Annotated in this window: 21 protein-coding genes; 6 read left to right on the top strand and 15 right to left on the bottom strand. The window is 41.7% G+C overall.

The features are described from left to right. Positions 1–5: 5 nt before the first annotated feature. Positions 6–1,466 (top strand): succinylglutamate-semialdehyde dehydrogenase, encoded by a 1,461-nt coding sequence (astD, locus tag SFRI_RS17000; protein WP_011638736.1) that lies wholly within the window; start codon positions 6–8, stop codon positions 1,464–1,466. A 69-nt stretch (positions 1,467–1,535) separates the two neighbouring features. Then, entirely contained in the window at positions 1,536–2,336 is an 801-nt protein-coding gene (locus tag SFRI_RS16995; RefSeq protein ID WP_011638735.1) for a DUF1338 domain-containing protein, read from the top strand. 77 nt (positions 2,337–2,413) lie between these two features. Here the strand turns inward: SFRI_RS16995 and SFRI_RS16990 are convergent, their stop codons facing one another. The 4 genes from SFRI_RS16990 to crp form a co-directional block, all read right to left on the bottom strand. Continuing rightward, positions 2,414–3,748: an ATP-binding protein gene (locus SFRI_RS16990; RefSeq protein ID WP_011638734.1), complete on the bottom strand. Its 1,335-nt coding sequence runs from the start codon at positions 3,746–3,748 to the stop codon at positions 2,414–2,416. Beyond that, positions 3,745–4,419: a response regulator transcription factor gene (locus SFRI_RS16985; protein WP_011638733.1), complete on the bottom strand. Its 675-nt coding sequence runs from the start codon at positions 4,417–4,419 to the stop codon at positions 3,745–3,747. Before SFRI_RS16985 ends, SFRI_RS16990 begins: the two co-directional genes overlap by 4 nt. Continuing rightward, entirely contained in the window at positions 4,400–4,750 is a 351-nt protein-coding gene (locus SFRI_RS16980; protein WP_011638732.1) for a PepSY domain-containing protein, read from the bottom strand. The genes SFRI_RS16985 and SFRI_RS16980 overlap by 20 nt, the downstream gene beginning before the upstream one ends. A gap of 131 nt (positions 4,751–4,881) precedes the next feature. Continuing rightward, entirely contained in the window at positions 4,882–5,517 is a 636-nt protein-coding gene (gene crp, locus SFRI_RS16975; RefSeq protein WP_011638731.1) for a cAMP-activated global transcriptional regulator CRP, read from the bottom strand. 297 nt (positions 5,518–5,814) lie between these two features. Between crp and SFRI_RS16970 the strand changes: the two genes are divergently transcribed. After that, positions 5,815–6,594 (top strand): tetratricopeptide repeat protein, encoded by a 780-nt coding sequence (locus SFRI_RS16970; protein WP_011638730.1) that lies wholly within the window; start codon positions 5,815–5,817, stop codon positions 6,592–6,594. Between the two features lie 238 nt (positions 6,595–6,832). On the opposite strand, the gene SFRI_RS16965 is transcribed toward SFRI_RS16970, so the two are convergent. The 3 genes from SFRI_RS16965 to SFRI_RS16955 all read right to left on the bottom strand — a co-directional run bounded on the left by SFRI_RS16965 (position 6,833) and on the right by SFRI_RS16955 (position 9,138). Continuing rightward, entirely contained in the window at positions 6,833–7,729 is an 897-nt protein-coding gene (locus tag SFRI_RS16965) for a phosphoribulokinase (RefSeq protein ID WP_011638729.1), read from the bottom strand. A gap of 133 nt (positions 7,730–7,862) precedes the next feature. Next, the gene (locus SFRI_RS16960) at positions 7,863–8,111 is read right to left on the bottom strand and encodes a YheU family protein (RefSeq protein ID WP_011638728.1); all 249 of its coding nucleotides are present in this window, start codon (positions 8,109–8,111) and stop codon (positions 7,863–7,865) included. Positions 8,112–8,121: 10 nt separating this feature from the next. Next, positions 8,122–9,138 (bottom strand): hydrolase, encoded by a 1,017-nt coding sequence (locus tag SFRI_RS16955; protein WP_011638727.1) that lies wholly within the window; start codon positions 9,136–9,138, stop codon positions 8,122–8,124. A 112-nt stretch (positions 9,139–9,250) separates the two neighbouring features. Here SFRI_RS16955 and SFRI_RS16950 point away from each other — a divergent pair, with 112 nt between their 5' ends. Together SFRI_RS16950 and SFRI_RS16945 are read left to right on the top strand one after the other, a co-directional pair. Then, positions 9,251–9,763 (top strand): hypothetical protein, encoded by a 513-nt coding sequence (locus SFRI_RS16950; protein ID WP_011638726.1) that lies wholly within the window; start codon positions 9,251–9,253, stop codon positions 9,761–9,763. 23 nt (positions 9,764–9,786) lie between these two features. Then, on the top strand, positions 9,787–11,376 hold the full coding sequence (locus tag SFRI_RS16945) for a GMC family oxidoreductase (RefSeq protein ID WP_011638725.1): 1,590 nt from the start codon (positions 9,787–9,789) through the stop codon (positions 11,374–11,376). A gap of 72 nt (positions 11,377–11,448) precedes the next feature. On the opposite strand, the gene SFRI_RS16940 is transcribed toward SFRI_RS16945, so the two are convergent. Further along, positions 11,449–11,940, bottom strand: coding sequence for a TIGR02444 family protein (locus SFRI_RS16940; RefSeq protein ID WP_011638724.1), 492 nt, complete (start codon positions 11,938–11,940; stop codon positions 11,449–11,451). Positions 11,941–12,012: 72 nt separating this feature from the next. After that, a complete protein-coding gene (locus tag SFRI_RS16935; RefSeq protein WP_011638723.1) occupies positions 12,013–13,923 on the bottom strand; it encodes an ABC transporter ATP-binding protein in 1,911 nt (636 codons plus the stop codon). Between the two features lie 176 nt (positions 13,924–14,099). Here SFRI_RS16935 and SFRI_RS16930 point away from each other — a divergent pair, with 176 nt between their 5' ends. Then, positions 14,100–14,297 carry a YheV family putative zinc ribbon protein gene (locus SFRI_RS16930; RefSeq protein ID WP_011638722.1) on the top strand — a complete coding sequence of 66 codons (198 nt, stop codon included), beginning with the start codon at positions 14,100–14,102 and terminating at the stop codon, positions 14,295–14,297. A gap of 37 nt (positions 14,298–14,334) precedes the next feature. Here SFRI_RS16930 and SFRI_RS16925 read toward each other — a convergent pair whose 3' ends face one another. The 6 genes from SFRI_RS16925 to gluQRS all read right to left on the bottom strand — a co-directional run bounded on the left by SFRI_RS16925 (position 14,335) and on the right by gluQRS (position 20,217). Next, on the bottom strand, positions 14,335–14,853 hold the full coding sequence (locus SFRI_RS16925) for a hypothetical protein (protein WP_011638721.1): 519 nt from the start codon (positions 14,851–14,853) through the stop codon (positions 14,335–14,337). A gap of 489 nt (positions 14,854–15,342) precedes the next feature. Then, the gene (gene panC / locus SFRI_RS16920) at positions 15,343–16,197 is read right to left on the bottom strand and encodes a pantoate--beta-alanine ligase (protein ID WP_011638720.1); all 855 of its coding nucleotides are present in this window, start codon (positions 16,195–16,197) and stop codon (positions 15,343–15,345) included. Positions 16,198–16,438: 241 nt separating this feature from the next. Next, on the bottom strand, positions 16,439–17,233 hold the full coding sequence (panB, locus tag SFRI_RS16915; protein ID WP_011638719.1) for a 3-methyl-2-oxobutanoate hydroxymethyltransferase: 795 nt from the start codon (positions 17,231–17,233) through the stop codon (positions 16,439–16,441). A 68-nt stretch (positions 17,234–17,301) separates the two neighbouring features. Further along, positions 17,302–17,787: a 2-amino-4-hydroxy-6-hydroxymethyldihydropteridine diphosphokinase gene (folK, locus tag SFRI_RS16910; RefSeq protein ID WP_011638718.1), complete on the bottom strand. Its 486-nt coding sequence runs from the start codon at positions 17,785–17,787 to the stop codon at positions 17,302–17,304. A gap of 5 nt (positions 17,788–17,792) precedes the next feature. Beyond that, positions 17,793–19,094, bottom strand: a complete 1,302-nt coding sequence (gene pcnB / locus SFRI_RS16905; protein WP_041413205.1) for a polynucleotide adenylyltransferase PcnB — start codon at positions 19,092–19,094, stop codon at positions 17,793–17,795. Between the two features lie 241 nt (positions 19,095–19,335). Continuing rightward, a complete protein-coding gene (gluQRS, locus tag SFRI_RS16900; RefSeq protein WP_011638716.1) occupies positions 19,336–20,217 on the bottom strand; it encodes a tRNA glutamyl-Q(34) synthetase GluQRS in 882 nt (293 codons plus the stop codon). Positions 20,218–20,325 lie beyond the last annotated feature (108 nt).

Raw genomic sequence — 20,325 nt, 5'->3', positions numbered from 1 at the left:
AAGAAATGACACAATATATTCAAGGTCAGTGGTTAGCTGGCGAAGGTCATGAAATCAATTCGAAAAACCCTGCCAACGGTGACGTAATTTGGCAAGGTAACACGGCTACTGCTACTCAAGTGAATGCAGCTGTAGATGCCGCTCGTGCGGCACAGTTTGATTGGTTTATGCTGGGTTATGAAGCTCGCTTAGCCATAGTCGAAGCGTATCGTGCACAACTAGAAGCTAATAAAGCCGAGATCGCAGAAACCATCGCTCAAGAAACCGGTAAGCCACAGTGGGAAACTGCCACTGAAGTGGGCGCTATGATTGGCAAGATAGCATTGTCGGCAAAAGCCCATGACAAACGTACCGGCACTGAAACCAATGATTTACCTGCAGGGCGTGCCGTATTACGTCACAAGCCTCATGGTGTTGTAGCGGTATTTGGCCCTTATAATTTCCCAGGCCATCTACCAAACGGACACATAGTACCAGCATTATTGGCCGGTAACACAGTGGTGTTTAAGCCATCAGAATTAACGCCTAAAGTGGCTGAGTTAATGCTGAAGTGTTGGGACAAAGCTGGTTTACCACAAGGTGTGGTTAACTTAGTGCAAGGTGAAGTTGAAACCGGTAAAGCGTTAGCATCACATCCACAAATTGACGGTTTATTCTTTACCGGTAGTTCACGTACTGGGCATATTTTACATGAACAATATGCTGGCCTCCCAGGTAAGATTTTAGCCTTAGAAATGGGCGGTAATAATCCGCTTATCGTTAAAGGCGTTACCGATACCAAAGCTGCGGTCCATGACATTATTCAGTCTGCTTATATTTCGTCTGGCCAGCGTTGTACTTGTGCCCGTCGTTTATATATTGAAGAGGGCGCACAAGGTGATGCGTTAATCGCAGAGCTAGTAAAGGCTATTAAGCAAATTAAAGTGGGTGCTTGGAACGTTCAACCACAACCTTTTATGGGCTCGATGATTTCTGAAACCGCTGCACGTGGCATGGTTGCCGCACAGGCGACACTTCAGTCATTAGGTGGTGTTTCATTAGTTGAGTTAGTGCAAGTTGAAGCTGGTACTGGTTTAGTCACTCCAGGCTTAATAGATGTCACTAAAGTCGCTGAGTTACCTGATGAAGAATATTTCGGTCCATTATTGCAATTAGTACGTTACAGCGATTTTGACCAAGCTATTCATTTAGCCAATGCGACTCGTTATGGTTTATCAGCTGGTTTATTAGCGGATAGCCGTGAAGATTACGATTACTTTTTAGCGCGCATTCGTGCTGGTATTGTTAATTGGAATAAGCAGATTACAGGCGCATCAGGTGCGGCACCATTTGGTGGCGTTGGCGCTTCAGGTAATCATCGTGCAAGTGCATTTTATGCTGCTGATTACTGTGCTTACCCTGTCGCTTCAATGGAAGCAGATGCCGTAAGCTTACCTGCTACTTTAAGCCCTGGTTTATCAATTTAACTGATAAATTCATCGCATGATCCGTGCTGGTGACTTTGTTCACCAGCCTTATTTTAGAAGGATTTAACCATGCATACTGACGTTAATGCTTTATTTGCTGCCTTGTGGCAAGACTACATTAAGATGACGCCTTCAGCGGCGAAAATTCATCAGCTTTTAGGCCATGGCGCGCCAATCATCAATGACCATATCGCTTTGCGTACTTTTAATATCGCTAAAGTAAATTTAAGCGTATTGGCTAAACATTTCACCTCTATCGGTTATGTCGACAGTGGTGATTATAAGTTTGAGCAGAAAAAGCTGATAGCTAAGCACTTTGAACATCCGGATCCAAAACAGCCAAAGGTGTTTATCTCTGAGTTGTTAGTTGAAGAATTTAGCCCTGAGGTGCAAAAGAGCATCCATGGTTTAATCGATCAGGTTGATATTGCGGCAACCACGGCAGATAACTTCATATATTCTGGTCGTCATTGGGATGTAGATAAAGCGACTTACCAAGCATTACTTGCTGAAAGCGAATATGCTGCGTGGGTTGCTGCGTTAGGTTACCGTGCCAATCACTTTACGGTTTCAATTAACGATCTGCCTGAATTTGAGCGTATTGAAGATGTAAACCAAGCCTTAAAGCAGGCTGGGTTTGTGTTAAATAGCTCTGGCGGTGAAGTTAAAGGATCGCCAGAAGTCTTGTTAGAGCAGTCTTCTACCATGGCTGATAAAGTGGTTGTGAACTTTACCGATGGCGATGTGGAAATTCCAAGTTGTTTCTATGAATTTGCCCGTCGTTATCCAATGGCTAATGGTCAGCTTTATACTGGCTTTGTTGCAGCATCTGCCGACAAGATTTTTGAAAGTACCAATGCAATGATGTAATGTTTATGCATGGACGAAAAAGACCTAATTGATCGCTCAGTTAGGTCTTTTTTATTGCTTATTCCAGGCAAGAAAGTTTAGTTGCTCATCAATATACTGACATTAAGCCCTTGTAATGTATTACTTCGACTAAATTGCAATACAAAACCATATTGGTCACAAATCTCTTTAACAATCGATAAGCCCAACCCGTGGCCAATAGTTGCTTCATCTAGTCGGGTGCCACGAGAGGTTAATAATGCAATTTGCTCTTGTTTTACACCGAGGCCATCGTCTTCAATTTGAATTAATATCACTCCCGATGGTAATTCTTCGATGCTGACATGAACCTGTGAGTTTGCCCATTTAAAGGCATTGTCGAGCAGATTGCCAAACAGCTCCATGCCATCTTCGCGATGTATTGGAATACGACTAATATGTTGCGGATTCACAATGCTGCAATCAATGCTCCGCTGATGATGCACTTTATGTAACGTTTGGATTAAGCTATCAAAATCTTTTGGCACCGCCAGTTGTGCTGCGGGCAGCATGTCTCCCGTTATCCTTGCTGCAGCCAATTTACGTTCAATCATTTTATGAACTAAATCTAATTGCTGCTGCATTGCTATAGCGGCATCCGGATGAGTGAGCCCGAGCGCTTCAACTTGTTGCTGCATGACTGCTAATGGGGTTTTTAAGCCATGGCTTAAATTACCTAGGTTATTGCGGCTACGTTCAATTTGTTTGGCTGTGTAGTCTAACAACTCATTGTAGGTTTCGGCTAGCGGGCGGATTTCTGCTGGAATTTGTGAAATGGCTAATGAAGCTATTTCACCTTCGCGCAATTTAGCCAGTGCCCCTTGGATTTGATTCACCGGTTTAAATGATTGGCGTAAAATAATGAAGATACCGGCGATCATCGCCAATAACATACCGATATTGATTGCCAGTTTAGTACCAAACACTTCGCTAAACACACGCCGTCCGATACTGAGATCTTGGGCGACAGTTAATGTGGCTGTGTTGTGACTGTTTGGCGCGCCGATGCCGATAGATAACAACTGCATATCATTGTTTTTTGGCCCTTTAGCCTGCCAAACTCGTTTCTGCTGTGCTTGTAACTGTTCAATTTGTAATTCGGCATCCCACAATGAACGTGATCGAATAGTGCGGTCGGGCAGATTTAATTGGAAATAACGCCCTGAATAGGCTGGTCGGTAAAAGCTGGATAATTGGTTTTGGTCGATAACGATCTCACCCTCATCGAGCCTAGTGGCGATAATGATATGTTCTAAATCTTCTTCAAGACGATTAATAATAGAGTCATGAAACGCATCTCGAAGCATCGACTCAAATAAAAATAAGCCTATTAGCGTAGCAATAATGATTAAGCCACTGAGCCAGAGGCTTAATTTAAACCGAATCGAAATCATTCAATAATGCCATGGAAGATATAACCCTGACCACGCCGAGTTTCGATAGCGGTTTTACCGAGTTTTTTACGTAAGTGTGTGACATAAACTTCAACGACGTTACTTTCTTTTTCATCATCAAATTGATAAAGCTTGTCAGTAAGCTGTTGCTTCGAAAGAAGCTTCTTTGGTGACATTAAGAATATTTTCAGTAACCTAAACTCCATCGACGTCAGCTCATATATGTGTTCGCCAACAGTCACCTTTTGCTCGTTTTCGTCTAAATTAACCCCTGCATAACATAGCTGCTTGGATGACGAGTTAACCCGCCCATGGGCTCTATGGATGAGTGCTTGAATACGTGCGAGGAGTTCTTGCGCATGAAACGGTTTGCCTAAGTAGTCATCTGCGCCAGCATTAAAGCCTTCAACTTTTTCATGCCACTGACTTCGGGCAGTTAACATGATTACCGGGGTATTTATGCCACGTTCACGCCATTTAGTCACTAATGACAAGCCATTTCCGTCAGGTAATCCGATATCTAAAATGACACAGTCATAATCAGTTTCTTTCATCAAATAATCGGCTTCAATAGCTTTATCTGTGACATCCGTAATATAACCAGCTTGCTTGAGTTGTTTTTCAAGCTCGGCAACGAGTAAAGGGTTATCTTCAACGAGTAACAGTTTCATGTTTAGTACATTCGCTCGGTAATTGAGTCAATGAATCTTGCATACCGTTAGCTGCATCTAATTGCAGATTAACAACATGCCCTTGTTTTAGCTTAAATTGTAGATCATAGCGCCATTTATCTTGGTGTTGATAAAGTTGGGCGTCGATTAAGTGACCATCACAATACTGCGACAACCAAGTTAAGTAATCATCTAATGAACGTATATTACCAGAAGATACTAATTTTTGGACGTTGTCATGGTCCAGAGGGAGTTCTTTTGCGGGAATATCTTGTTGATTAATGGTGATGGCCATTAAGCTGCTTATTGCTGTTAAGAACAAGCTATTCATGGGCGCTCCAAAATGAAAAAGTGGCGTTCAGAGTATGAACACCACTTTAAGTATCTTGGCTTAAATCAAGCTGAAGCCTATATGATTAAGGCATAAACATTTAGCTTGATTCGTCGTTAGCCCTTTGTTGTTTAGCGCGTACCGTAAACTACGATCGTTTTACCGTGTGCTTGGATCAAATTTTGTTCTTCAAGCATTTTTAAAATACGACCAACGGTCTCACGTGAACAACCAACAATTTGACCAATCTCTTGACGTGTAATCTTAATTTGCATGCCGTCAGGATGTGTCATAGCATCAGGTTGTTTTGCAAGGTGTAATAACGTTTGTGCAATGCGACCAGCAACGTCAAGGAACGCTAAGTCGCCTACTTTTTGGCTAGTACTTTGTAAACGATAGGCCATTTGCGCCGAAAGTTTCATCAAGATTTCAGGGTTTACCTGAATCAATTGCTTAAATTTCTTGTAAGAAATTTCTGCAATTTCACATGCTTGTTTAGCACGAACCCATGCAGTACGTTCAGATTGTTCTTCAAACAATCCTAATTCACCGATAAAGTCGCCTTGATTTAGATAAGAAAGGATCATTTCTTTACCTTCTTCATCTTTGATCAATACAGCAACGGAACCTTTGACGATGTAATATAAAGTGTCAGAATCTTCACCTGCGTGAATTAAAGTACTCTTTGCAGGGTACTTATGAATGTGACAATGTGAAAGAAACCATTCTAATGTTGGGTCAGGTTTTGGCTTACCAATCAGAGCCATACGATGTTCCTCGATTGATTAAAAATGAAAGTAAGTAATATCTAATTAAGCATTCTACGCTATTGAAACCGTGAAAACTTTGATAGAGATCGTATTTAGAAGTGTGCGTAGTGTATATTAACTTGTTAAATTTAAGATTAAATTTATCTCATTTGTGATGACGGTCGACTTTTTTTGTGAATTTGTCTTAATCATCACTACGATTGAATTATTGCTAATGTCATTTGTCTATTGTATTGGATCCATGAGTTAGCTAATGTTATTTAATCAGCTTCATAAATAGTTGTCGAGGTATGTGTGAAAAAACTGAGTCAAATCGGGTTTATTGCCTGTGTTGTTTTATTAAGTGGACTTAGTTCATCTGTAAAAGCGTTTGTTATCCCGCCCTCTATTGAGTCTCAGGCGGCGACTAAGTTGGTTCATATTCAGATTAAAGCCAAACAGGGCAATGCAGATGCACAATTTTTATTGGGTTTAATGAACCTTTCCGGACGATTTGTTACTCAAGATACTAAGCAAGGATTAAGCTGGGTTAATCTTGCTGCACAACAACACAATATTAAGGCGCAACAAACATTAGCTGATTTAGCCTTTGACGGTAAATTAATTCCGCGTGATTTAGCGCTGGCAGAAAAATGGTATCTGCAAATGGTCGCACAAGGAGATAAGTGGGCTCATTTTCGTTTAGGGTTTATTTATTCTGCTGGTGGTGATGGTGTTGTGCGTAATTGCGGCAAAGCAATGGAGCAGTTTAGTGCTGCGGGGGATGCCGTTTCAATGGGCAATATTGCGTGGATATTAGCCACGTGCCCTGAGGCCGAATACCGAGATGGTTCGCGTGCAGTATCAATGTCGTTAAAATTACTCGAACAAAATCAGAATGATCCAACGGTATTAGATAATCTTGCGGCCGCGTATGCTGAGCTTGGTGATTTTTCTGCGGCAATTGATACCCAGAAAAAAGCAATTGATGCGTTAAAGGATAATCCTGAGATTGTGCGCAGCGATGAGTTTATTTTACGTTTGAAACAGTATCAGAATAATCAAGCTTATCGAGAAATTATCCCACTGATGTAATGCTCAGGATAAGCAATGTGAGTCATTTACTATTATCAACCGGTCCGTGTATTGACTTGTTTATCAGAAGGGATAATAGCTAATGTTAGTGCTTGAGCATCGATGTTGTTTGGTTTCGTTGATGTGCTCAATGCGCTAACAGAAAAAAGGGGGAATTAGCACCCCAAGCACATCAACTGCCGTTCTTTCGCTCGAAATCACGATGCGGCTATCTTAATTGTTCTGACTTAAATCAAACTTAATCGAGTTTGATATCATCAAGGTTTTGCAACTCTAGACGTTTATCCATTAAGTCTTTAACCAAAGGCGTTAAAATTAATTCCATAGCCAGAGACATTTTTCCACCAGGAACAACTAGTGTATTGACGCGTGACATAAATGAGCCTTGGATCATGTTGAGGTAATAAGGGAAATCAACATTATTAATACCGCGAAAGCGAATAACTAAAAAGCTTTCATCTAAGCTTGGTATGTCTTTTGCGCTAAAAGGGTTCGAGGTGTCTACAGTCGGCACTCGTTGAAAATTAATGTGTGTCCGTGAAAATTGTGGCGTCATGTGCTTGATGTAATCGTCCATACTACGGACTATTGAGCCCATGACTTTTTCACGACTATGGCCTCTATCATTTGTGTCGCGAATAATCTTCTGGATCCACTCTAAGTTAACAATCGGCACCATGCCTATCAAAAGATCAACATGTTTAGCGACATCGGCATCTTCCGTTACCACACCACCGTGCAGTCCTTCGTAATACAGCATATCGGTATTGGCTGGCAAATCACGCCATTGCGTAAATGTACCGGGCATTTGATTAAATGGCACCGCTTCATCAAAGGTGTGTAAGTAGCTGCGGGTTTGGCCATTACCTGTATCACCATAACTGGTAAAACATTCTTCGAGCTTTTTGAAATTATTCGCTTCGGGACCAAAATAGCTTAAGTTTCGATTTTCAGCCTGTGATTTTCTAATTAACACTTCCATTTCAGCGCGGGTGAAATTATGGAAACTATCCCCTTCAACGAATGCAGCATTGATACCCAACTGTCTAAAAATATGAATGAAGGCAGTTGTGGTCGTAGTTGTGCCAGCACCGGATGAACCGGTTACAGCAATAATAGGATGTTTTGCTGACATATTATTTGCCTAGGTAATGTTGTGGACGTGAAAAATCGAGTCACTAGTTATACGGTAATCATCACCCGTGGGTCAATTATTCGCAGGTAACAATGTGATCATTTTGTAGTAAAACCATCGTTTTGTATTACAGCTAGTCGAAAGATGAACGTGAAATATGCTCGCGTTGCCTAATGGCGATAGACTCATCATCCTCACTATATTCAACCACTAGCTCGCCCTTTTTTAGTGCTAGCTTACATTGGTCAATTGCGCGACTTAATTGTTGTTCGTCTGCGTCACTAAAACTGCCATCTTCAAGTTGTGATAACAGATATTCTTTTATCATACGCTGAAGTACTTCTTGAGGTAATGAAAGTAACGCTTCATAAGGCACAAGCATGGTGTATTTCCTATTTATGACTGACTAAAGACGCGGAGGTATCGTGTTCGGTTGCTGTATCACCTGTAGTTCGAATAAACTCGATGATGCGACGCTCGAGGTAAAAGCGCGGTTTCCAAGGCCACCCACCTTCAACAAACCCTACATGTCCACCACACTCATGCAACTCGTATTCAACCATAGGTGATAATTGAGCTTGCTTTGGGATCACTTCATCGGTCATGAAGGGGTCATCCTTGGCGTGGATGACTAAAGTAGGCTTGGTGATATGCTGCAAATAGCCAAGGCCGCTAGATTGTTGATAGTAATCATTTACGTCAATAAAACCATGCAAAGGTGCAGTGACTTTATCGTCAAACAAATAAAAGGTATTGAGCATTTTGAGCTGCTCTTTAGTGATCGGCATTTGCTCGGTTAAATCAGCAGTGTTGAGTTTGTCGAGCATTTTATGTTGTAAGCGTTTAATTAAAAAGCGTTGATACAGAGTTGAAAAGCCACTTTCTAAGCGTTTAGCACAGGCTCCTAGCGTGAGAGGGGCTGACACCACCACAGCACGTTCAAGTAAGCTATGCTGTTTTTTACTGCCTTGGTATTTTGCTAGTACATTACCGCCCAAGCTGTAGCCGACAGCATACAATGGTGAGTCTGGATAGTAATGCTTTAGTTGCTCTAGGGTATGGGCTAAGTCGTTAACATCGCCGCTATGATAACTGCGAGCTAAGCGATTGGGTTCACCAGAACACCCCCGATGATGGTGAACAACAGCAGACATTTTTGCTTTTTTTGCTTCGATGAGCATTCTGCGTGCATAATGCGATTCAGTGTTACCTTCAAGACCATGAATGATAACTAAGATAGGCGCGCCATTTTGGGCTTGGCCCAGCCAATCTAAATCGATAAAATCGCCGTCGGGTAACTCTTGTCTTTGCCTAAATGTTATTGGTCTGGCCACTTTGAAAATGAACGGTAGAATCGTTTGTACATGCGGGCTAGCAGCCCACCAAGGCGGAGTGAACAAGGTTTTCATAAAAGGAATATTTCTGTAATAGTTTGTGAAAATTTAAACGTATGTTTAAATGTTACTCATGCCACTCTACCACATAAAAAATAGAGACAACAATAAACTCAAGGGGAAGTAAATGAAGCGGCGTACCTTTATTACGGGTGCTTTTGCTGGAACTGCAGCAATAGCACTAGGCGTTAATTTATATTCACCCAGTATCACGACTTCTAGCGATGATATTCATCACCGAGTGTTGTTTAGTGTATTGCTGCCAGTGTTCTTAGACGGTGCATTGCCCGAGGTTCCTAGCCATAGAGAAATCGCGATAAATCGCACATTGGATGCAATTTCACAATCAATTACCCATTTGCCGATTGAACAACAGCAAGAGCTGATGGAATTGTTAGAGTTGCTTGAAGGTCGCTTTGGTCTATTGTTGCTCAGTGGCAGTATGACACCGTTGTTAATGCGTGAACCAAAGCAATTGATTGACATGTTAGAGTTTTGGCGCCACAACTATTTGGACATGTTAACGACCGCTTATAACGGATTACGTGAATTGATAATGGCAAGTTATTACGCCTGTCCGGAACATTGGGGCAATTTACGTTATGTAAAGCCTACTTTCTTGGTGCATAACGCGCATTAATCCCTCATGTAAGGAGCTCTCCCTTGGCCATTATTGATCCTATTATTACCGGATTAAGTTCAGGCTGGCATCATATCGATGCTAGTACCTTAGAAATGGATCGTCACTTTGACGCTGATGTTGTTATTGTTGGTACCGGAGCGGGCGGTGGCACCGCAGCAGAAATACTCACTGAAGCTGGATTGAAAGTGATTATGATTGAAGGCGGCTCGCTTAAATCATCAACTCACTTTGATATGGAAGAGCGCCACGCTTATCCGAATTTGTACCAACAAGCTGCTGCAATGAAAACTGCTGATAAAGGTATTGGTATATTTCAAGGTCGAACGGTAGGCGGTTCAACCACGGTCAATTGGACTACTTCAATTAGAACCCCCGAGCAAACCTTGGCCTTTTGGGAGCAAGAAAAGTCAGTAAAAGGCCTGTCTTCGCAAGATTTACTGCCTTGGTTTGAGTTAATGGAACAGCGGCTCAATATTGAACAGTGGCAGTTTGAACCCAATAGAAATAATGGTGCATTGCGCGAAGGTTGTGAAAAGCTGGGTTGGGATTACACCGTTATTAAACGTAATGTTAAAGGTTGCTGGAATACCGGTTATTGTGGCATGGGTTGCCCCGTAAACGCCAAGCAATCAATGCTAGTGACCACCATACCTGCTGCCTTAGACAAAGGCGCAACGCTGATTTCTCGCGCTAAGGTGATCAAACTTGAACACAAAGGCGATCAAGTTGTTGGTTTAACGGCCCAGGCATTAACCGAAGGGCTAAAGCCAACATCAGTGAACATTACCTTTAGTGCTAAACATTATATTTTAAGTGCGGGTGCAGTTCATACACCAACGATATTAATGCGTTCTAACACCCCAGATCCACATAAACAATTAGGTAAAACGTTTTTACATCCGTCATTGTTATCGGGCGGTATTTTTGCAGAACAAATTAATGGTCACAGTGGTGCGCCGCAATCTATCTATTCAGATGAATTTGTTTGGCGTGATGGCGCGTCTGGTGATCTAGGTTATAAGCTTGAAGTTGCGCCTGTACATCCCGTGTTGATTGCATCTAAAACCATTGGTTATGGTGTGAGCCACGCACAATTAATGGCTAATTTTAACCAAATGCAGGTGACTATTGCGCTTATTCGTGATGGTTTCAATCAGCAATGTCCTGGTGGTCAGGTAAGATTAACCGATACTAGTTTGGCGTTAGATTATCCTTTAGATAAAGGTTTTTGGGACGGTGCTCGTAGGGCATTTTTGTCGATGGCCGAATTACAATTTGCTGCAGGTGCCAAAAAGGTGTTGCCGATGCATGATGGCTTGGCTTTTCTTAATTCGTGGAGTGAAGCAAAGCAGGCTATTAATAATGCCGATTTAGGTTTATTAAAAACCATTGTCGCGTCGGCCCATGTGATGGGCGGTTGTGCAATGGGTGAAGATAAAACCCTTTCAATGGTCGATGGTTTTGGTAATTCGCATTACCTTGAAAATTTATCGGTGATGGATGGTTCGGTATTCCCAACCAGTTTAGGCGCGAATCCGCAGTTGTCTATTTATGGTATTGTGGCTCGAAATGCAACGGCATTAGCACAAAAATTGACTCAAACTGGCTAGATTAACTAGCTTGATATGCCGCCGGTGGGCGGTATATCAAGGTAATATTACAAGTCGTAACCAGACAATGTGTTACGAGTTAGTCAAACCTACTTGGGTGGTTAATTCAGCCATAATGCTTCCATCTAAGCCAAATAAGCTAAGATAGTGTTGTATATTACTCGGCTCAGTATTATCAGGCTCAGTATCTAACGTTGTCCTCTGCAGCAAGTTCAATTTATGCAATAACATGTACTGAGATTTACGTTCCATAATTAGCTCTACGTCGAGCATTTTTTGATATTCTTCACTGTCTAAGTGTACTTTAGCAATCCGACGTAATCGTCGATAAGGTTGCAACACATTTTCTTCCCATTGTTCTATAGCACCCGTTAATAATTCCCACTGCTGCTGGGTTAACACATAATGTTGTTGATCTAGGAATTGAGCTAATAGTAAAAGGTTAACATTTACTTGGTAACTATCTTGTAAGCTTATGTAAAATTTAGGATTAATTGAATAGTTTTGTTCGCAATCACGCCAAATTAAATAGCTGAATGTTTGGTGGTGAGAAGGCCGCGACATACCGTATTCCTTGTTGCCTTTGTGATGCTATTTTACACCACAAATGACAATAAAATAATGAAGAGCAATTGCTTATAGGCAATCTTGCTCAAAAATATCGATCTGCTCTTGAATCTCTAACCAATGCATTTCACTTTCATCCATAGCTTGAGTCAGCGTAGTCCGTTCGTTGAGAACATTGGTCATTTTAGCTTTGTTCTCTGTTTCGTATAAGCTGCCATCGGCTAACTCAATTTCTAATTCGGCTAATCGGGCATTAATTTTTTGCTGTTGAGTTTCTAACTTTACTTGTTGTTTTTTCAGCGGCGATACTTTCTGACGTAATTCAGCTTCCATTCTTTTTTGCTGTTTTTTATCAACAGCATCGCTGCTAGCGCCTACATCTGTTTTGTTGTTGGCTTGTGCTAGTTTAGCGGCATCTAGCAACCATTGATGGTAGTCATCTAAGTCGCCATCAAAAGGTGTTACAACACCTTGGTCAACTAAGTAATAATCACTACAACTTAATCGTAATAGGTGACGATCGTGTGACACGATAACCATTGCGCCCTCAAAGGTTTGCAATGCCATGGTGAGTGCGTGACGCATCTCTAAATCTAAATGGTTGGTCGGTTCATCGAGTAATAGTAAATTTGGACGCTGCCAAACCACTAATGCTAATACTAGGCGGGCTTTTTCGCCGCCAGAAAACGGCCGTACTGGCGATAAGGCCATATCACCATTAAAGCCAAACCCACCTAAAAAGTTACGTAATTCTTGTTCGCGAACACTTGCTGGCGCGAGTCTAGCCAAGTGTTGCATTGGAGAATCATCAAGCGTTAAAAATTCAACTTGATGCTGAGCAAAATAACCAATATTTAATCCTGGGTTAGGTTGATACTTACCCGTTTTGGCTTGTAGTTGGCCTGATAACAGTTTGATCAGCGTTGATTTACCGGCACCATTTCTACCCAACAAACCAATACGCGCACCAGGAACGAGATTTAACTCAACCTGTTTCAGGATGGTATTATCTTCATAACCAATAGAGACATTTTCCATTACCACTAATGGGTTCGGTAGCGCTTCTGGTTCTCTAAAGGCCATTTGAAATGGATTGTCTACTTGCGATGGCAGCAACTCGGCCATGCGCTCGAGTGCTTTCAAGCGGCTTTGTGCTTGTTTAGCTTTACTGGCTTTATAGCGAAACCGATCAACAAATGACTGCATATGCGAGCGCTCTTTTTGCTGACGCTCAAAGGCTACTTGCTGCTGGGCCATGCGTTCAGCGCGCACTCGTTCAAAAGAAGAGTAATTACCTTTGTAGTAATTTAATTTGTGATTTTCAACATGAACAATTTCACCAACAATGCCATCGATAAAGTCACGATCGTGGCTGATCAAAATGAGTGTCCCTTGATAAGATTTTATCCAACCTTCTAACCAATACATGGTGTCTAGGTCTAAGTGGTTGGTTGGCTCATCGAGTAACAATAAGTCTGAACGACATAAGAGTGCTTGGGCTAAGTTGAGACGCATACGCCAACCACCAGAGAAGCTTTTTACCGGGTTACTTTGGTCTGCATCCTTAAATCCTAAGCCTGCTAATAGCGCGCCTGCTCGCGCTTTAATGGCATAGCCGCCAATTGCATCAATTTTGCCATGAATAAGCGCAATGGCATTACCATTATTGTCGGTTTGAGCTTTCTCTAGTTGGGCTTCTAAATCTCGGTATTCGGTGTCACCGTCGAGGACATACTCAAGTGCCGACACATCTAATGCCGGAGTTTCCTGCGCAACAGAGGCAACTTGCCAACCTGAGGGGAAACTAAACTCACCTTTATCTAGATGTAAATGACCTAAAATCAAGGCAAGCAATGATGATTTACCTGTACCGTTGGCGCCGACAAGGCCAACCTTGTGTCCGGGATAAATCGTCAGTGAGGTTTCATCGAGTAAGGTTTTACTGCCGCGAATTAACTGAGCTTGGCTTATGTTGATCATTAATTACAACTTGATACTTAAGAATAGAATAATGGTGCAGATAATATCGCATCTACGATTTATTTCCCACAATCACGGGACTCATGTGGGCTAATCATGGCAAAATAGGCGTATAAATCAGGTAAAGACCTTATTGAGTTAACAGCTCAACCAGTAAACACTAAGTCGAGTAAATCATGACCAAAATTAAAAAGCGTTTTGTTGCAGGCGCTAAATGCCCTAAATGCAGTGCTAAAGACAGTATTTTATTGTTTAAAGAAAATGGAATTGAAACGGTTGAATGTACTGACTGTGATTACCGTGAGCAACAAACAGATATTAAAGTGCCTCAAAAAACGACTGGCAGCATGATAGGATTGTTCAAACCGGATTAACATTGAGTGACACCTCAACGCTAATGACGAGTTGAGGTTAGTTACTCATATATTCGTCTGGTGGAGTTTCTGCAGATATCTTCATTTTATGCTTAGTTAATATTTGGATAACATTAGTATTATTTTTAATGAGGTCGTTAAAGCGTGTAGTGATTTCTTGTAATTCTAGGCCATAACTTGGGTCATCTTTGGGTTTAGTTTGCCAGTAACGCTTACGATCTAATTTTTGCACTTCGCTAGCGCGTAAAATTTCGAAATAGCTGTTTTCTTGATTTAAGCGATAAATTTCACCATCAAGTAGTTGCAGTAATTCCTCTTTAGAAATGGTTTGTTTATTGAGGAGTGCTTCTAAGGGATCTTGTTTGAGCTCGCGCTTGTCAGAGTCGACCTCAGTGGTGATACCCAGTTGATATTCAATTTTATGCTGGCTATATTCTTGGGGGCAAGTTGTTTGGCTGAAAACGACTTTTTCATCCATCATGCATTTGTAAATAGTATTAGCTTGAGCAGTAAAAGCGCCCATGGCGAGTACGATGAATAACAGTCTTTTTGCCATGCGGCCACACATCCTTTTGTCATCACTATTACGATTTTGATATCAGAGGTTTACGTTTTCGACACTAGGGCCTTGTCGATGATGCATTCAACCTAACAGCTGACCACCATGTCTAGCTGTTAATAGGTAAGCAATCACCATTTACGGATTTTGGTTACAGGTTTTTTTATTGAATCTTACTAACCCACTTATTTAGCTCGTGTTTTGATGAGCTTATTTACTTAAGCAGATTAGCATATTTTAGCGCTTTGCAAGTAAGACATTCCCCATACTCGTTACCGGACATTGAATACTTCGCAATCATTTTTTTGCTAAAAAAATAGCAATAATCACGTCGGTAACATTACTCTACCGATTAAATATGGTTCAATTTTATCGATAAAACCAGTTTTTTGACAATGGAAATTTCATTAATAAAAAAATCTTTGTTTTTTATTTTATTGGCTTAAGCTAAAACTGAATGATTTTTAGCTTAAGCCATCTATATGCCTAACTTGAATGACGAGAAAATGACACATTGTCAATCAAGCGCGCTTTACCGAGATACGCTGCCCCAATAACCACTAGCTCACTGTCTGCTGCTGTGACTTGACGCAATGTATTGGCATTTCTCACTTCGAGATAATCAGGAGTAAAACCAGCTGTTATCAGTAGTTTTTTGGCTGTGGTGATAGCTTGTTGTGTTGCTTCACCGCGTTGAATCGCATTAACAATACTGTCTAATGCTTGTTTTAATGTTGCTGCTGAGTGCTTTTCTTCAATGGTTAAATAGCCATTACGAGAGCTCATCGCAAGACCCGATTGTTCTCGGATAGTTTCCACCCCTATTACATCAATCGGCATCGATAAATCTTCAACCATGGTTTTGATAATCATCAATTGTTGAAAATCTTTACGGCCAAATAAGGCAATATCAGGTTGAACAATATTAAACAGTTTGGCGACTATGGTGGCCACACCACGAAAATGACCTGGACGACTTGCACCGCATAATTCATCGCCAATTTCAGGTACTTCAATGTAGGTTTGTTGCGCCAAGCCTTTGGGATAAATGATTTCTGGTGTTGGAGTGAAGAGTATTTCTGTTCCGGCAGCCATCAGCTTGTCACTATCTTGTATTAGTGTACGTGGGTAACCGTCTAAGTCTTCATTAGCGCTAAATTGCATTGGATTAACAAAAATAGATACCACCACATGGTCTGCGCGCTTTTTAGCTTCATTCACTAAGGTGATGTGACCTTGGTGTAAATTACCCATAGTAGGCACAAAAGCAACCGTTTCGCCTTTGCTGCGCCAAGTCTTAACATGTTCGCGAATGGTTGAGATAGCGGAGGTGGTTATCATTTTCTATTCGAACCTTAATAAAAACAATGTAGTCATTGATATAGATTTATTGATTAGCCTCAACCCTGGTAAGAGCTAGAGTAATCGATAACAACGGGTTTATTTTACATCTGCAAATCAAACTTGCCGTGTGTTGCTAACTAGGTGCATCGACTTATCAATTGTCGATAGAGTGTAAGTCAATGCAGCGTAGATAGCAGGGCAAAAGATTGTAATAAACCTTTATTATCAGAATTATATACTAATTAAAGGTATGTTCTTCAGCAGGGAATGTGCCGTTAGCAACTTCATCAATATAGGCTCTGATAGCCGAGCGAATTTCGCCGGTTTGTTTGAGGTAGTTTTTTGAAAAACGGGGAATGTAGCCACTCGAAATGCCTAACACATCATGCATAACAAGTATTTGACCATCGGTGTCAGCACCAGCGCCGATACCAATAACTGGAATGGTTAGTGCTTCAGTAATGGCTTTAGCCAGTGGGGCTGGAATACACTCAACCACTAATAATTGCGCACCAGCAGCTTGCAATGCTTTAGCTTCATCTAGAATGCGTTGCGCGTTATCGGCATCGCGACCTTGCACTTTAAATCCGCCAAAAACGTTCACCGACTGTGGTGTTAATCCTAGGTGAGCACAAACTGGAATACCACGTTCGGTTAACATTTTTACGCTTTCAAGTAGCCAATGTCCACCTTCTAATTTGACCATGCTGGCACCTGCCTGCATTAATATTGCCGCGTTATTCATGGTTTGCTCTGGGGTGCTATAACTCATAAACGGCATGTCTGCGATGAGTAATGCGCGCGCAACACCACGTTTAACACAAGCGGTATGGTAAGCAATATCGGCAATGGTTACTGGTAGGGTATCGTTATGGCCTTGAAGCACCATACCGAGTGAATCACCCACTAAAAGTACATCCACACCTTCACTGTCAAATGCGCCGGCAAAACTAGCGTCATAAGCCGTTAATGCGGTGAACTTTTTACCTTCTTGTTTGAACTTGATCAGGGTCGAACTGGTGACTTTTGACATAGTAGACTCTTAAAACAATATTGAAATACTAAAAGCTGAGCTTAATGTTCTGTCTGTTAAGATCAACTTTAATCGATAAGCTTTTGCAATTCATCACGCATTGCCACACTAATAAGGCTTTCAAGGCTTGTATTACAAGGTAATATTAGCGCTGGTGCAATGTCTGCTAATGGAACTAACACAAAACTGCGTTGCTTCATGCCGTAATGAGGCACACAAAGACGAGATTCGTTGATGTGTTGTTGACCATAGAGTAACAAATCTAAATCTAAGGTACGAGGTCCCCAATGCTCAAGCCGTACACGCCCTTGTTGATGCTCAATCTCTTGTAAAGCATCGAGTAACTCAATGGGCTTTAGCGAGGTTTGAAATCCCGCGACAGCATTGACATAATCTGGCTGAATAACATCACCCATGGGCTTGGAACCATAATAAGCTGACACTGTAAAAGTGTTGTTTATTGCCAATGCTTTTAGCGCCAATACCGCAACATCGAGTTGTTGTATTGGTTCGGCTAAATTAGCGCCTATGGCGACATAAACTTGAACCGCCATGATTGTTATTCTTCCGCAGGCTTGGCTGCTGGTTTACGGCGACGTTTACGCTGTGGTGCATTTCTGTTGCGACTATTACTGCCTTTGATGCTTTTAGCTATATCGCTACGGTCAGTTTCATCGGCTTCTACAAATGCCTTCCACCACTCAGCTATTTTGGCAATATTACCCATTTCAACTTCACCGCGCAGTAGCAGTAAATCATAAGCTGCTCTGAACTTAGGATGCTCTAGCAGTTTAAATGCTCGAGTGCCTTGACCACGCTCTAATCGTAACTGCAATTGCCAAATGTCGCGTGCAGGAGTGCTAAATCGGCGAGGTAAACTAATTGTTAGGCACTGTTTTTCAAGCACATCACCCATTGCAGCAACATATGCATCGTAATGAGTTAAGCCGCTTTCAATGGCAATATCATCAGCTCGTTGCTTAACGGGATACCATAAGATTGCCGCAAAGAAAAATGCCGGAGTCACGGTTTTATCTTCGCTAACACGAATATCGGTATTACGCATAACGACTTGCAGCATTTTAGCGGCATGCCCTTTAGGCGACTCTTCAATTAATGCACCGACTTGTGGGAACAAGGGCGCGAATAAACCAAAACGTTGCATCATGTTGTAATTGGCTTCTGCTTTACCAGCAAAAAACAGTTTTAATACTTCTTCATACATGCGCGCAGCAGGAATATCGGCTAGCAATGGAGCAAGGGCTTTGATGGGATCCGCTGTCACTGCATCGATTTGCATATCAAGTTTCGTTGCAAAACGAACTGCACGAAGCATACGCACTGGGTCTTCGCGGTAACGCGTATCTGGATCGCCAATAAGCTTAATCGTTCTAGCATTGAGATCGTTTATTCCACCACCATAGCTGCGAATAGAATAATCACTGATGTCGTAGTAGAGCGCGTTAATGGTGAAGTCACGGCGTTCAGCATCTTCATCAATCTCACCGTAGACGTTATCGCGTAATAGACGACCTTCAGCGTTGGATTTGGACACTTTATCATTGCTTTCACTGTGGTGACCGCGGAAAGTGGCAACCTCAATGACATCACGACCAAACACGATATGCGCCAGTCTAAAACGACGGCCGACTAGGCGACAATTGCGAAATAACTTTTTAATGTCATCTGGGGTGGCATTAGTAACAACGTCAAAATCTTTTGGTTCAAGACCTAATAGAATGTCACGTACTCCACCACCGACTAAATAAGCTTTGTAGCCTGATTTATTAAGGCGATAAAGGACTTTTAGTGCATTTTCACTAATTTGACGACGTGAAATTGAGTGACCATCTCTGGAGATAATATCCAGACGTAAGCCATCTTCTTGAATCGGTTCTTCAAGGACTGGAGCTACTTTGTTGTTTTCAAATAGCTGTTTACAGAATTGGCTAATACGGCGAAAAATAATACACCTCGGAATGCTATAATAATTTGATTAAAAATCTGGCGGGTATAATACATTAAATGTGACTGAATGAGTATACGTGCAGTTGCGCTAAAAAGGGCTTAATGCAATAACTTATGTCGGTTAATGATGATACCTAGTCGTTTATTGTCGATAAGACAATTTCTTTTTGTGCTGGAATCGTGCTTAGGTCAAATTGTTCAACAGCCTGCTTTAGCATCACCTCTACTGAATCTACATCGACAGCTTTTTGGCCTAAAAAGGTAAGCGCGGCATTAATACTGGCTTGAGGGTGAATAACATCGATAGCTGGAGCATAATTTTGCTTGGATAATTTAAAGCCTTTCTCGGCACAAACTAACGGTAAATGTAGCCAATCAGGTGGCGTAAATTCCAATTGGGTAAACAAACTAATTTGCCGGCAACTGGCTTCAAGTAAATCACAACCTCTGACCACTTCAGTTATGCCTTGATACGCATCGTCGAGTACAACGGCGAGTTGGTAAGCATACAAACCATCACTGCGTTTAATAATAAAGTCTTCTTCGGCGAAAGCTTTATCAACCACCACCGGGCCTTGAAGTTTATCAACAAAATGATCAACTTTAACGTGATTACGAATTCGAATTGCACCGTGTGTCAGTCTAGGCTGAAGTCGGCCACAACGGCCGTCATACACGCCGCCACTGGTTTGGATTATTTTACGTGTGCATTGGCAATAATAAGCAAGATCACTGGCGATAAACGCTTCAATTTGGTCTTGATAAACTTGATATCGTTGCTGTTGAAATAGTACGGTTCCATGCCAATGTAAGCCGTAGGCATCGAGTGTTCTAAGGATATTATCGCTTGCACCGGGGACTTCGCGTGGCGGGTCGATATCTTCTATGCGGACAAGCCATTGGCCTTGCTGACTGTGCGCGCGAAGATAACTGCCTAATGCTGCAACGAGTGAGCCAAAATGCAGTGAACCTGATGGTGAGGGCGCAAAACGTCCGATATAGGATGGGGGAATCATGTTATAGCGTTGTTTGTCGTTAACATCGTATTGTTATTATCGTCAGTTAATGTGACAACACAATAGCCTTGTTAATTTGTTAGTGGGTAAATAAAGTAAAATAAAAAG

Origin of the sequence: Shewanella frigidimarina NCIMB 400 (assembly GCF_000014705.1) — a bacterium.
Classification (GTDB): domain Bacteria; phylum Pseudomonadota; class Gammaproteobacteria; order Enterobacterales; family Shewanellaceae; genus Shewanella; species Shewanella frigidimarina.
This window is presented reverse-complemented; position numbering and strand designations above follow the sequence as displayed.

Coding starts and splice junctions, on each gene's coding strand:
- astD (WP_011638736.1), top strand. CDS start 6: ATGACACAATATATTCAAGGTCAGTGGTTAGCTGGCGAAGGTCATGAA.
- SFRI_RS16995 (WP_011638735.1), top strand. CDS start 1,536: ATGCATACTGACGTTAATGCTTTATTTGCTGCCTTGTGGCAAGACTAC.
- SFRI_RS16990 (WP_011638734.1), bottom strand. CDS start 3,748: ATGATTTCGATTCGGTTTAAATTAAGCCTCTGGCTCAGTGGCTTAATC.
- SFRI_RS16985 (WP_011638733.1), bottom strand. CDS start 4,419: ATGAAACTGTTACTCGTTGAAGATAACCCTTTACTCGTTGCCGAGCTT.
- SFRI_RS16980 (WP_011638732.1), bottom strand. CDS start 4,750: ATGAATAGCTTGTTCTTAACAGCAATAAGCAGCTTAATGGCCATCACC.
- crp (WP_011638731.1), bottom strand. CDS start 5,517: ATGGCTCTGATTGGTAAGCCAAAACCTGACCCAACATTAGAATGGTTT.
- SFRI_RS16965 (WP_011638729.1), bottom strand. CDS start 7,729: ATGTCAGCAAAACATCCTATTATTGCTGTAACCGGTTCATCCGGTGCT.
- SFRI_RS16960 (WP_011638728.1), bottom strand. CDS start 8,111: ATGCTTGTGCCTTATGAAGCGTTACTTTCATTACCTCAAGAAGTACTT.
- SFRI_RS16955 (WP_011638727.1), bottom strand. CDS start 9,138: ATGAAAACCTTGTTCACTCCGCCTTGGTGGGCTGCTAGCCCGCATGTA.
- SFRI_RS16950 (WP_011638726.1), top strand. CDS start 9,251: ATGAAGCGGCGTACCTTTATTACGGGTGCTTTTGCTGGAACTGCAGCA.
- SFRI_RS16940 (WP_011638724.1), bottom strand. CDS start 11,940: ATGTCGCGGCCTTCTCACCACCAAACATTCAGCTATTTAATTTGGCGT.
- SFRI_RS16935 (WP_011638723.1), bottom strand. CDS start 13,923: ATGATCAACATAAGCCAAGCTCAGTTAATTCGCGGCAGTAAAACCTTA.
- SFRI_RS16930 (WP_011638722.1), top strand. CDS start 14,100: ATGACCAAAATTAAAAAGCGTTTTGTTGCAGGCGCTAAATGCCCTAAA.
- SFRI_RS16925 (WP_011638721.1), bottom strand. CDS start 14,853: ATGGCAAAAAGACTGTTATTCATCGTACTCGCCATGGGCGCTTTTACT.
- panC (WP_011638720.1), bottom strand. CDS start 16,197: ATGATAACCACCTCCGCTATCTCAACCATTCGCGAACATGTTAAGACT.
- panB (WP_011638719.1), bottom strand. CDS start 17,233: ATGTCAAAAGTCACCAGTTCGACCCTGATCAAGTTCAAACAAGAAGGT.
- folK (WP_011638718.1), bottom strand. CDS start 17,787: ATGGCGGTTCAAGTTTATGTCGCCATAGGCGCTAATTTAGCCGAACCA.
- gluQRS (WP_011638716.1), bottom strand. CDS start 20,217: ATGATTCCCCCATCCTATATCGGACGTTTTGCGCCCTCACCATCAGGT.